Origin of the sequence: Aliiruegeria sabulilitoris, from assembly GCF_001558155.1 — a bacterium.
Lineage (GTDB): Bacteria > Pseudomonadota > Alphaproteobacteria > Rhodobacterales > Rhodobacteraceae > Tropicimonas > Tropicimonas sabulilitoris.
The window spans coordinates 252,045-264,431 of record NZ_LOAS01000008.1; the positions used below are offsets into that span (position 1 = coordinate 252,045).

The following is a 12,387-nucleotide window of genomic DNA, read 5'->3' on the forward strand; positions in this document are numbered from 1 at the left end:
GATGAAGCCGGTTCGGCCAGTTCATCATCTGTTTCCAAATATCCTGGGGCAGCGCTCCCATGAGCGCGGGGGCAAAGCCCCCTCATTTCCTTCGAAGCTTTTTCGTTTTTGCCTGCGAATTCATCATCGAACGCCATCTGCCTGCGGCTTTCTGTAGCCTGTCCTTGCGATCCCTGGCCTCACATGTTGATTGCAAGGTGAAGTCGGTGCGACAGAGGCCCGGCAAATCGGAGGATCAGATGAAACGTCGTTCATTCCTGAAGACCGGGGTACTTGCCGCCCCCGCCGCCGCACTGGCAGCACCCGCAATTGCCTCGGGCGTGATCGAGTGGAAATGCCCCACGTCTTTCCCGGCGAAGGCCCCTGGCGTCGGCACCAATGCCACGACCTTTGTGGACGCCGTCAATTCCATGGCCGAAGGCAAGCTGAAGCTGAAGCTCTATTCCGCCGGCGAACTGGTACCGCCCTTCGCGGTGGAAGACGCCGTGCAGCAGGGCACGGTCGAGATCGGCCACACCACGGCTTACTACAACGCCTCCAAGAACTCTGCGAACCACTTCTTCACCACCATCCCCTTCGGCATGTCGGCCACCGAGATGTCCGCATGGCTGCGCTTTGGCGAAGGACAGGCGCTCTTTGACGAGATCTACGGCAAACGCGGGCTGGTGCCGCTCTATTGCGGCAACTCCACCGTTCAGGCCGCGGGCTGGTTCAAGACCGAGATCAACTCACTGGAAGATCTCTCCGGTCTAAACATGCGCATCGCGGGTCTTGGCGGCGAAGCCATGCGCAAGCTCGGCGTCAATGCCGTTTTGCTGCCGCCGACCGAGATCTTCCCGGCCTTCCAGTCGGGCGCGATCGACGCGGCCGAATGGGTCGGCCCGATGCTCGATCAGGCCTTCGGCCTCAACAAGGTGGCCAATATCTGCTACGCTCCGGCCTTCCACGAGCCCGGCGCCGGCCTCAACATCGCCGTCAACAAGGATGCCTGGGACTCGCTCAGCCCGGATCTGCAGGCCATCCTGCGCGGCGCAGCAACGACGGCCGAGAGCGTCAGCATCGCGCAGTTCGAGTATTTCAATATCCAGGCCTTCAAGGCGCTTCAGGATAGCGGTGTCGAATTCAAGGCTTTCCCCGAAGACGTCCTCGCGGCGCTGAAAACGGCCGTGGCCGAGGTGCTCCAGGAACAAGCCGCAGCCAATCCCGATTTCGCCAAGTGCCTGGAGAGCTACAATGCCTTCCTCGACCTGGCCAAGCCCTATGCCGCGGCCTTCAGCGCGCCCTCGCTGATGCAGCGCATCTGACGCCTCCGTACAGAGACGAACAGAACAGCTCCGAAGCAGCGCTTCGGGGCTGTTGTCTTTCACCGGTTCCGTTTCCTCACGGTGCCGTCGATGGGAACCGTCCTATTTGCCGTAATAATCCCGGAACCAGGAGACGAAACGCGCGATCCCCTCGCGGAACTCCGTCGCGGGCCGGTAACCGGTCAGCTCCTGCAACAGGCTGGCATCGGCCCAAGTGGCCGGCACGTCGCCTTTCTGCATTTCCATGTAATTGCGCACGGCCGGAACGCCCAGTTCCGCCTCGATCGCATCGACGAAATCGAGCAGGCGGACCTTGTCCGAATTGCCGATATTCACGATCCGGTAGGGCGCCACCGGCGACAGGCTGTCGCCCTCGGGAATGTCCTCGGAGCTTTCCGGGCGCACGGGGGCGGCGTCCATCAGAAGCCGGATGCCGCGCACCAGGTCCTCCACATAAGTGAAGTCCCGATACATCTCGCCATGGTTGTAGATGTCTATGGGCCGCCCATCGAGGATCGCATCCACGAATTTGTAGAGCGCCAGGTCCGGCCGTCCCAAGGGCCCGTAGACGGTGAAGAAGCGGAACATGGTCGTCGGCAGGTTCCACAGATGGGCATAGGCATGGCCCATGCTTTCATTGGCCTTCTTCGTCGCTGCATAGATCGTCAGCTGGTTATCCGCCTTGTCCGTCTCGGTGAAGGGCATCTGCTCGTTGGCGCCATAGACAGAGGAGGTCGAGGCCATCATCAGGTGGCGCACCGCGTTCCGGCGGGCCGCTTCCATCACGTTGAAAGTGCCGACCACGTTTGAATCGATATAGGAGCGCGGGTTCTCGAGGCTGTAGCGCACCCCGGCCTGCCCGGCCAGATGGATGATCACGTCCGGCTTGAAAGCGTCGATCGCGGCATCGACTGCCGCGCTGTCTTCCAACATCGCCTCGGTGAAGCCGTAGCCCGGAAACTGCAGCAGGTTCTGGTTGCGACGTTGCTTGAGGCGCACGTCGTAATAATCGGTCATCCCGTCGAGGCCGTGGACGCTGTACCCTTCATCCAAAAGAAGACGCGCAAGGTGATAGCCGATGAAACCCGCGGTTCCGGTAATAAAAATGCGTTCCATGTTCGTATTTCCGCTGCAATCCGTTGGTTCGGGCGCTGTTGCCCTACGCCGTCATAGAGGACGACGCCAGAAATGTCAGGAACTCTGTGTATGCGGCGTGGTCGCAACCCGGCTGTCATTGCCGCTCTTTCGGCACCGGTCCGGACAACCTACCCGAGCAAAAACGCGAAGATCAGCACCCAGAGCGAAAGCACCATGCCAGAGCAAAGGACGAAGATCCCGTTCCAGCGCCATCCAACATGCAGCGCGCTGACACCGCCAAAGGATCCGATCAGCAAGGTTGTCGCGGTAAAGGGCGAGAAGGCGCCGCTCAGGGCCCAACCAGCCGTGATCGAGACGACGAGCGCGGCGGGGGTGACGCCCAGTTGCGACGCGGCGGGGATGAGCGGTGCGATCAGGGTGACCGCGAGGATCGGGTTCATCCCGAACTGGCCGAGAATGGGAATAAGCCAGACGAAGGAGACCACAACCAGCCAAGCCGGCAAGCCCGTTACATCCAATCCCATCGCGGGGACGACGGGCAGCAGCAATGGCGCACCGACCGTTCCGATATAGCCGGCCATCGTCAGCAAGGTGAGTTCGCCGCGATAGCCCGGCAGGTCCTGCCACAGGTAATTGCGCATCCTGTCCCGAAAGGAAAAACGCATCGCCCCGCCCGCATGCTGCAGAGCCGCCCAGCCCAGCGACAGAAACGGCACGGTCAGCATGACGATGCCGACAACCGAAACCCCGCTCAGCTCATGCAGCCCCCCCACGATCAGCCCCATCCCGACAAGCAGCGCCAGAAGCGGCACCAGCACCGTCCATGAACCCTCGACCGGGCCACGCGGGGGCGCGGGCGCCGACAAGCGCGGCTTGAAGGCGGTATCGAGCGCCCAGCCAGTCCCCGCGATGATCGCCGCGGTGACAAGCCCCGGCCCGACGACGTCCGCCCAACGTGCACCGGGGATGAGGGCATTGGTGATCGCCATGGAGAAGGCCAGCGGGGACCAGGAGAGCGAGGAAACGAACCCGCGCTGGATGGCAAGCAGCATCCTGCGCGTCCGGTGGTGCCGGATTTCCGCATTGGGCTCGGCGCGGGCGCTCGCCGTGGCCAGCCCGCCCAGCAGCGAAATCGCGCCGTAATTGAGCAGCAGCGCGAAGAGATGGCCACCAAGCGTGAGCGCCGCGTATCTCCGGCCGGGCGGCTGCACAGCAAGGTAGGTGCCACCGGCGGCAATGGCCGGCGAGGTTTCCGACACGTTCCGGAGCGTCGACAGCGCCATGAAGAATGCCGCGATGAAGGCGGCGGTGCGCAGACCGGCCTGCAGGACGTCTTTCCCGTCAGGTACATAGGCAATGAGCAGGCCCGTCAGAACGAGCGCCGCGATCACGAAGGCCTTGCGGGAAAACCGCACGCGCACGGCCATCAGCAGGATCGCCAAGGCCGTGATCGCGAGCACCAGCGGCGGCAACCGGAGCAGCCCCCATTGATCCAGCGTCACGAAGAGCGTCACGACAACGAGCAAAAGCACCGCGACCCGTTCGTTCCAGTGGCTCGAATTCATTCCGGCTCTCCTGCTGGGCACGATTCAGAAACCGCTCCTGCGAGCAATATCGCCCCGAAACAGCGGCTGCATCCCCCAACTACACGATCAGGCCTGCCCTCTGATGGCAAGGCAGGCCGTTGGGTCGCCCTCGTCAGGCGGGAAAGGTCCATCGCCCGCAGACAGGTTGCGTAATCCGGCATCGCCCGTCCCCGGAAGGACCAGAACAACCCGGTGCGCTTTTCTGGAATGGTGCCCCCACACGGACTCGAACCGCGGACCTACTGATTACAAATCAGTTGCTCTACCAGCTGAGCTATAGGGGCGCCGTCCCCGTGGTATATTGGCTGCTTTCAGCCGGTGCAAGACGCTCTGTGGAGCTTCTTTTGCCGGTTCCGACACCGCCGCGAACCCCTGCGCTCGGCCACGCGGGCTGCCTTCGGCCCGCGATATATACTTTCGTATAGTGTGGGCATACCTATGTGCCATGTCGAACCGATTGAATTACGCCGCCGGTAGGATAGGTTCGCCGAGCGCACCGTGAAAATCCGAAGGGAATGGACCATGAAAGGCGTTGTATTCGTCGAGTTGCTCGCCATGGCCGAAGATGCGTTTGGCGAAGACGTTGTGGACACCGTGATCGACAAGGCCGACCTTGCGCATGGCGGTGCCTATACGGCCGTCGGAAACTACCCTTGCGAGGAGCTGGTGAAGATCGTGGACGCCTTCAGCGCCCATTCCGGGCTGAGCCCGGAGCTCTTGCAGCGCAAGTTCGGCCACTGGATGATGGGATTCTTCGGTCAGCACTACCCGGCCTTTTTCGAGAACAAGTCTTCGTCCTTCGAGATGCTGGAAGCCGTGGACCAAGAGATCCATGTCGAGGTGCTCAAGCTCTACCCGGATGCCGAGCTGCCGCGGTTCGAAACGGACCGCACCGGCGAGGGGCAATTGGAGATGGTCTATTCCTCTCCACGCCCGCTGGTCTCCTTCTGTCACGGGTTGATCGAAGCTTGTGTCGAACGGTTTGACGAGACGGCGGAGATTGCCATCGAGACCACGCCGGCGCAGAACAACAGCACGACATTCCGGATCGACATTACCGGCAGGTAGGAGAGCGTCTCTTGGCATCCGAACAGGACGATCGCGTTTCGCGCAGCAGGTACGAACGCGAAAAAGCCGCGCGCAAGGAAGCCGAGGCCCTTCTGGAGGGCAAGAGCCGGGAGCTGTTTCTCGCCAACCAGAGGCTCAGCGAGCACTCGGAAATCCTCGAACGGACGGTGACCGAACGCACCTCGGAGCTGCGCATTGCACTGGACAAGGCCGAAGCGGCCTCGGCGATGCGCGCCCGTTTCATCGCCACGATGAGCCACGAGATCCGCACGCCGCTGGGCGGGCTGCTGGGCATGATCGACCTGATGTATGGCGACGAGACCGACCCGGCCAAACGCGAACTGCTCGAATATGCGAAAACCTCCGGCGAGGCGCTGAAGCGGATCGTCAATGACGTGCTAGATTTTTCCAAGATGGAGGCCGGCGCCTTCCAGTTCGAAAACGAAAAGGTCGATATCCGCGCCCTGATCGGTGGCGTGCTGGCACTGGCGGCCGCCTCTATGCCCGGTGGCGAGTCCCGACTGCGCAGTTCGATCTCGCCAACCGTGCCGCCGATCTTTGCCGGCGATGCCACCCGCATCCGACAGGTATTGGCGAATCTGGTTTCCAATGCCGGACGCTACTCGACCGAGGGCCAGATCGAACTGCGCGCCTTTGCTTCTCCGCATGAGAAAGGCGCCCTGCTCCGTGTCGAGATAGAGGATCAGGGGATAGGCATTTCGGCCGAGCAGCAGAAGGACCTGTTCAAGGATTTCACGCAGGTTCCCAACAAGCTGACCTCCGCGGCGCAGGGAACCGGCCTCGGCCTCGCCATCAGCCGCCGGATCATCGAGGGCGCCGATGGAAAGATCGGTGTGTTCAGCGAGCCGGGCGTTGGCTCGACCTTCTGGTTCGAGCTGCCGGTAGAAGTGCTGGAAACGACCCAGCCCTCCAAAAACAACGGCAAAACCAAGCTTCGCGAGGTGAAAGCCCAGGTGGAGGGCGCTCGGATCCTGCTGGCCGAGGACAACAAGATCAACCAGAAGCTTTTGCTGACCTTCCTCAAGCGGATGAACGTGAACGCAGAACTGGCCGAGAACGGACGCGTGGCAGTCGAGAAATTCGCCCCCGGTAAATACGACCTGGTGCTGATGGACGTGGCGATGCCGGAGATGGACGGGCTGGAAGCGACGCGGATCATCCGCGACAGCTGGCCGGCGGAGAAGATCCCTCCCATCGTCGTGCTGACGGCACATGTGCTCGACGCGATCCACGAGGACAGCGCCCGGGTCGGCATCGACCGGGTCTTGAGCAAGCCGATCACGTTCGGTGACCTGCGTGACGCGATCTCCGAGGAGCTCGGCGCCCATGACACCCCCGATCACCACACGCCCCGCCAGTTCGGTTCCCGCCCGGCCATTTTCGTGCATCTTTCGAACCCGATCCTGGAAGGTCTGATCGAGTCCATGAGCGAGAACGAGGTGATCGCGCTGGTGGAAGAATTCGTGATCGACGCGCGCCGCCTGCTGGCGGCGATCACCGCCAATCTCAGGCGCGGCGAGGCTGAGGCCGCCGCCGCCGAAGCCCATGCGCTCAAGGGCATGTCGGGGCTGATCGGCGCGCTCGGCGTGTCCGAACTGGCCGGGCAGCTTGAGCAGAGCGCGGCGTATCTGGACGCGGACTCCATCGAAGAGGTCATTGACGCCCTGTCGGGCCAGATAGACAAGCTCGACCGTGCGCTGTCGTCCTCGACGGAGTGACGCCGCCGAGTGTCTTATCCAACCTTTGGGTTCGCCCGTTCGTTCCAGGCCATTCGCCGACCTCAGAGGAGGGCTTTGCCCGCCCTGCTCCTGCGAGCACTCCCCCCACGGTACCTTTGGAAAATGGACGAAGACGCCTTCTGTTTTTATCTTTCCAGAAGACACCTTCGCCGGTGGCACGATCCGGAGGATCGCAGACGCGCGCGTAGCGCGCGCCCCGGAACGGCCGAAGCTCCGCAACCAACCTATGGCGGGGCTTCAACTGTGACCGTTACGTCCCCCTTGTCCTTGCCCTGCCCCGCCGACGCGACACCGACGGGGCGGCGGCTGGCTCATGCGACAAGCGCGTCTTCGAAACCGATATCGAACTGAGCGTAATCCTCGGCGTTTACGCCAAGCATGTAGATATCGCTCTCGCCATAGTGGAGCTTGATCCCCTTGCCGTAATCCTCGACCCAGATATCCTCCTCGGAGATCCCGGAGAATTGCAGGCTGTCGGCGCCAATGTCGAAATCGTAGAGAACGTCGTTGCCATCGTCGGCATTGAAGAAGAAGACATCCTCGCCCGAGCCGCCCGCGAGACGGTCGTTGCCGCTGCCGCCCTCCAGGCGGTCATTGCCCGAGCCACCCTTGAGCTTGTCATTGCCGGAGCCGGCCGTGAGAATGTCATTATCCGCGCCTCCATCAAGGCTGTCATTGCCGGCGCCGCCGTCGATGATGTCATCGCCCTTGCCACCGACAAGCCGGTCCGCCCCGTCGCCGCCCGAAAGGATGTTGTCGGCGGCATTGCCCCAGATGGAGTTGTTGGCGGCATTTCCGCTGCCCACGATCGCGTCGCCTTCCATCAAGAGGTCCTCGACATTGTCGCTCAGCACGATGTCGACAGAACTGCGAATGCGGTCCGTGCCGCCATCGGCCGCCTCGATCACCACGTCGCCGGCATTCTCGACGACATATTCGTCGTCTCCCGCACCGCCCTCCATGTGGTCGGCCCCGGCCCCGCCGCCCAGGATGTCGGCGCCATCGCCGCCCAGAAGGATATCGTCGCCATCTCCGCCGCAGAGCGTGTCCTGCCCGGCGCCGGCATCGAGCTGATCAGCGCCCTCGCCACCCGTGAGCTTGTCGTCTCCCGCGCCACCGTCAAGCGTATCCGCGCCGGCGCCGCCATCGATCTTGTCGGCGCCGTTGCCGCCCTCGATCACATCCGCGCCGTCATAGCCCAACAACTCGTCGTCGCCGTCCAGACCGAAGAGGAAATTATCATTGCCATTGCCATGAATGAAATTGTTTGAGGCGTTTCCGGTACCACGGACCGCCGCGCTGTCATCCATCAGCCAGAGATCCTCGAAGGCAATGTCGAGCGTGTGATCCAGCGCGGAATGCACCGTGTCATGGCCGCCGGTCTCGCCGGTCAGCACATCGCCCGCGTCATGGATGTAGTAGATGTCGTCGCCATCGCCGCCCGACATGACATCATCGCCCTGCCCGCCATCGATCACGTCATTGCCCGCGCCGCCCTCGATCACATCCGCGCCGTCCTCGCCCCGGATGAAGTCGTCGCCGTCGCCGCCATAGATGTCGTCATCACCCGCGCCGGCAAAGATCTTGTCGTTGCCGCCATAGCCGTAGATCACATCGTCCACGCCATCCGCGCCGTCGATGATCTGGCCGTCCGCGTCCGTGTAGCCGCCAACCATATGGTCATTGCCTGCGGTGCCGTCCACCGGCGAGGTAGTGATGGTCAGGAAGGCTACATCGGTGGTGCCTTCGGGGCTCTCCAGCGTGTAGGAAATGGCGTTACTGTCGGCATTGGGCGCGGCGGTAACGGTGACCGTGCCGTCCGCGTTCAGACGCACCGTTTCGCCGCTGTCCAGCGCCACGACGTCGCCCGCGATCACGTCGACACCGTTGATCTTCGTGACCCGTGCACCCTCCGGCGCGTCGTCATTCGCGGTCAGGTCGATTGTCTGCTCGTTCTTGCTGGCGACCGTTACGGCGTCGTCTTCGGCGATCACCGCGCTCTGGATCGAGTCGCCCACGATCAAAAGGTTGCTGTCATAAATCGCGTCACCGTCATCGGCGATGGCGATCTTGATCGTGTTAACCTCTCCCGGCTCGACTGTCGCCTTCACGGTCACCACCACGGTCACCCCGTCCATCTCGGTGTTGAGGGCTCCGTCGGTGTTGTCGATGAAAAGGTTCTCGTTGGAAGCGTCGTTGATATTGTCGATGGAGATGTCGCCATCGCCGATCGTCATTTCGGCCAGCTCGCCATTTACCCAGATGCCAACCACGTCGTTATAGCCGGAGTTCACCCATTCCAGGTATTCTTCCGAGCCGAAGACGAGCTGCATGCTGATCGTGTCGCCCTCGGGGATGAACTCTGCCTCGAAGACCGCCGCGTCATAGACAGGGCGACCGACGATCCCGCTCAGATCGGCCTCGCCATCGATGCCGCTGGTATTGGTGGAGGTGTTGGTGGTCAGGTTGTTCTGGTCCGGCCCGCCCTCATTGGTAAAATCCTCCGCCGCGCCGGTGGACAGGATCACGCCGCTATCGGCGGGCACGACATCGGGCGCGACTGTCTCGCCATCGGTGTAGATGCCGCTGGAGGCGTCGTCGCCCGTATAGGTGGAGCTGACCACGGTGATGCCTTCGCCGAACATGGCATTGGCCATCTCCTCGGCACTGGCCGTGGTATCGACGGGAAGCTTGGTGGAAAGGGTCATGATCTATCTCTTTTCGTGTCAGCGGAGTTCGGGAAAGGGTCAATAGGCGCCGCGGGCCGTCGCAACGGCCGAGACGGTGGCCAGCAGCAGCCGAAGATCGGTCAGGAGCGAGCAGTCGCGGATATAGGCAAGATCGAGCCGGATCATCTCTTCGAAGGAAATGTCGGCCCGGCCGGAGACCTGCCAGAGCCCGGTAATACCGGGCAGCGCGGCCAGGCGATTGCGGTCATGGGCGGAATATTGCGCCACTTCGCGCGGCAACGCAGGGCGCGGCCCGACCAGCGACATATCCCCCAGCATCACGTTGAACAGCTGCGGCAGTTCGTCGAACGAGCTGCGGCGCAACAGGCGGCCGATCGGCGTCACGCGCGGATCGTTGCGCATCTTGAAACAGACCCCATCCCGCTCGCTGGCGCCCTGCAGCCCGGCCAGCCGCGCCTCGGCATCCACATACATGCTGCGGAATTTCCACATGGTGAAAGGAGACCCGTTGCGGCCGACCCGCTCCTGGCGAAAGAAGACCGGCCCGCGGCTGCCCAGCTTGATGGTCAGCGCAATCAACGCCAGCAGCGGCGCGATGGCCAGCAGGATCGCGGTCGCGGCCAGTATGTCGAAAGGACGCTTGAAGAGCGGCACGTCACGGGCACGGATGCCCGGCGCGGCAATGGCAGAAAATGCGGGAACTTCGTGAGTGGCAGACATCTCATAACTCCATCTGAATGTGGAGCTAAACTGCGCAGACCGGGCGGATGGTTCGAGCGCGCACAAGGATGGAGCATTCCTCATAGGGCGTGGCGCGGCACCGGAAATTTCCGCCTCCTGTCTGAAGGCGAGTCTCAACTATCCAAAAGGATATTCCGCTCTCTTATGCGCCAAAACGATGCCCGAAAATCGCGGGAATGCACAAAAAACGGGCCTATATAGATCGCGTTGATAGCGCTTTGACTGCGACAGTGCGCAAGGTGCGGGCGGTTTTCACCGCGGCTTTTCGCGGCTAGAAGAGAGACAGGTTTGGGAGATTGGACAATGATCCGCGTATTGATTGCAGATGACCATGTTCTTGTGCGCGAGACGCTCGGAGCCTTCGTCGAGAATGCCGGCGGCTTCGAGCTGACATTGGTCGAAGATCTCGACGCGGCCTGCGCACGCATGGAGGAAACCCGCGGCTACGACCTCGTGCTGCTGGATTACCAGATGCCGGGCATGGATGGTCTGGCGGGGCTCTCGCGCGCGATGGAGGCCAATCGCGGCAAGCCGGTTGCGATGATGTCGGGCGTGGCCAACCGCAAGATCGCGCAGGAGGCCATGGAGGCCGGGGCCATCGGCTTCCTGCCCAAGACGATGGGGGCGAATTCGCTGGTCAACGCGATCCGCTTCATGGCGATGGGCGAGCAATTCATCCCCGTGGCCTTCATGAACGAGCCCGACGAATCCGGGATCGACCACCCGCTGGCCGGGAAGCTTTCCCCGCGCGAGCTTGAAGTGCTGGGCGGGTTGTGCCGCGGCATGGCCAACAAGGAGATCGCGCGCGAGCTGGACCTGCAGGAAGTGACGATCAAGATGAACGTCAAAACTCTCTGCCGCAAGCTGGAGGCCAAGAATCGCACCCATGCCGCGATGATCGCCAAGGAAGCCGGGTTGTTCTGAAACCGATCCGGCGGCCTTAGTTCTGCAGGCTGTCGAGCAGCGCGAAGGGCGTGAGGATCCCCGAGATAAGTTGCAGGCTCGGCAGGATCTGGTCGATGGCCTGGTTCCAGGAACCCAGCGCATTGCGCGGCACATAGACGACATCGCCGGGCTGCAGCGGGAAGTCGAGCTTGTCGCCCGTCAGCATCGCCGAGACGTCCACTACGATCAGCTCGCCCCGCGTCGCCGAGTGGGAACGCACGATGCGGACATCGCCGAGCGCGCTTGCCCCTTCATCCGGTCCGCCCGCCATCGACAGGGTTTCGAGCAGCGTGCGCCCATCCGCGCCAAAGGGCACCGCCTGCGGCGTGCCGACCGCGCCGAGAACATAGACCCGCATGTCTTCCTTGCGCGGCGCGAACAGGATATCGCCCGACTGCATCCAGACATTCTGCGAGAAATCGCCATTGCGCAGCAGCGCGGCGAGATCGACCGTGCAGACGTGATCGCGCCGGATCAGCCGCGCACCGGGCAAGTAAGCGTCTTCCTCCAGCCCCTCGGCCAGCGCCAGCGCCTCGATCAGCTCGGTCGCGAATTCCATATGTTTGACGCCCGGCTGCCGGAACTCGCCGAGGAAATAGATTGGGTGGCTCTCGGCATGGGCCAGCTCCACCGTCACCCAAGGCTCCTGGAACTGAACCGCATAGAGCTCCTTCAGATCCGCCTGGATCTGGCGCGTGGTCCGGCCGCTGACACGGACCGTCTCGACGATGGGAAGCTGCACGAACCCCTCTGCATCGACCCGCGCCGTCAGGTCGCGCATTCCCTCTTCGCCGAAGATGTTGAACCGCAACTCGTCGCCCGGCCCCACCCGGTAGCTGCGCGCCGCCGAGCCCTTGGCCCGTGGCCCGGCCGAGGCCTTGCCGCCCGTATCCATGCTCTGACCGAAGCAACGCGGCCCGTCACTGGTGGAGGGCGTGTTGCCCTCAACGGCCATGCGCGAGACGATCCCGTCGTAATTGAGATGTTCGCGGTCGAGCGTCGTGCCGCAACCAGCCAGCAGGGCAAGCGCAAATGGCGCCACAAGGCGCCGTGCCATAGCCATGGCGAAAGGGTATCTGCTCATCTTGCCTGCTCCGCCCCGAAGCGCTCGGGGTCTCTTTCTGGCGCCTGTACTATACTTTTTAGACATGCCCCCCTCCCTCTGCCAAGCTCCCGCGAATGCCTCCCACAGGTT

At 62.8% G+C, this 12,387-nt stretch carries 9 protein-coding genes and 1 tRNA gene; 4 read left to right on the forward strand and 6 right to left on the reverse strand.

All coding sequences use genetic code 11. The features are described 5' to 3' along the window. The first annotated feature begins 239 nt into the window (after positions 1-239). Positions 240-1,304, forward strand: a complete 1,065-nt coding sequence (locus tag AX756_RS08655) for a TRAP transporter substrate-binding protein (protein ID WP_068310153.1) — start codon at positions 240-242, stop codon at positions 1,302-1,304. Between the two features lie 102 nt (positions 1,305-1,406). Here the strand turns inward: AX756_RS08655 and AX756_RS08660 are convergent, their stop codons facing one another. The 3 genes from AX756_RS08660 to AX756_RS08670 all read right to left on the reverse strand — a co-directional run bounded on the left by AX756_RS08660 (position 1,407) and on the right by AX756_RS08670 (position 4,272). Continuing rightward, positions 1,407-2,420: an NAD-dependent epimerase/dehydratase family protein gene (locus tag AX756_RS08660; protein ID WP_068310055.1), complete on the reverse strand. Its 1,014-nt coding sequence runs from the start codon at positions 2,418-2,420 to the stop codon at positions 1,407-1,409. 149 nt (positions 2,421-2,569) lie between these two features. Then, positions 2,570-3,967 carry a hypothetical protein gene (locus AX756_RS08665; RefSeq protein ID WP_068310057.1) on the reverse strand — a complete coding sequence of 466 codons (1,398 nt, stop codon included), beginning with the start codon at positions 3,965-3,967 and terminating at the stop codon, positions 2,570-2,572. 229 nt (positions 3,968-4,196) lie between these two features. After that, positions 4,197-4,272: transfer RNA gene (locus AX756_RS08670), tRNA-Thr, on the reverse strand. Between the two features lie 238 nt (positions 4,273-4,510). On the opposite strand from AX756_RS08670, the gene AX756_RS08675 reads away from it, so the two are divergent. Beyond that, complete coding sequence (locus tag AX756_RS08675) at positions 4,511-5,056, forward strand: heme NO-binding domain-containing protein (RefSeq protein ID WP_068310058.1); 546 nt, start codon at positions 4,511-4,513, stop codon at positions 5,054-5,056. An 11-nt stretch (positions 5,057-5,067) separates the two neighbouring features. Then, on the forward strand, positions 5,068-6,795 hold the full coding sequence (locus AX756_RS08680) for an ATP-binding protein (protein WP_170307732.1): 1,728 nt from the start codon (positions 5,068-5,070) through the stop codon (positions 6,793-6,795). 332 nt (positions 6,796-7,127) lie between these two features. Here AX756_RS08680 and AX756_RS08685 read toward each other — a convergent pair whose 3' ends face one another. Both AX756_RS08685 and AX756_RS08690 read right to left on the reverse strand, forming a co-directional pair. Continuing rightward, entirely contained in the window at positions 7,128-9,524 is a 2,397-nt protein-coding gene (locus AX756_RS08685; protein ID WP_068310062.1) for a choice-of-anchor L domain-containing protein, read from the reverse strand. 39 nt (positions 9,525-9,563) lie between these two features. Then, positions 9,564-10,226, reverse strand: coding sequence for a sugar transferase (locus AX756_RS08690; protein WP_068310064.1), 663 nt, complete (start codon positions 10,224-10,226; stop codon positions 9,564-9,566). Between the two features lie 327 nt (positions 10,227-10,553). Here AX756_RS08690 and AX756_RS08695 point away from each other — a divergent pair, with 327 nt between their 5' ends. Continuing rightward, positions 10,554-11,171 (forward strand): response regulator transcription factor, encoded by a 618-nt coding sequence (locus AX756_RS08695; protein WP_068310155.1) that lies wholly within the window; start codon positions 10,554-10,556, stop codon positions 11,169-11,171. Positions 11,172-11,187: 16 nt separating this feature from the next. Here AX756_RS08695 and AX756_RS08700 read toward each other — a convergent pair whose 3' ends face one another. After that, entirely contained in the window at positions 11,188-12,276 is a 1,089-nt protein-coding gene (locus AX756_RS08700; RefSeq protein WP_163886893.1) for a polysaccharide biosynthesis/export family protein, read from the reverse strand. Between the last annotated feature and the right edge of the window lie 111 nt (positions 12,277-12,387).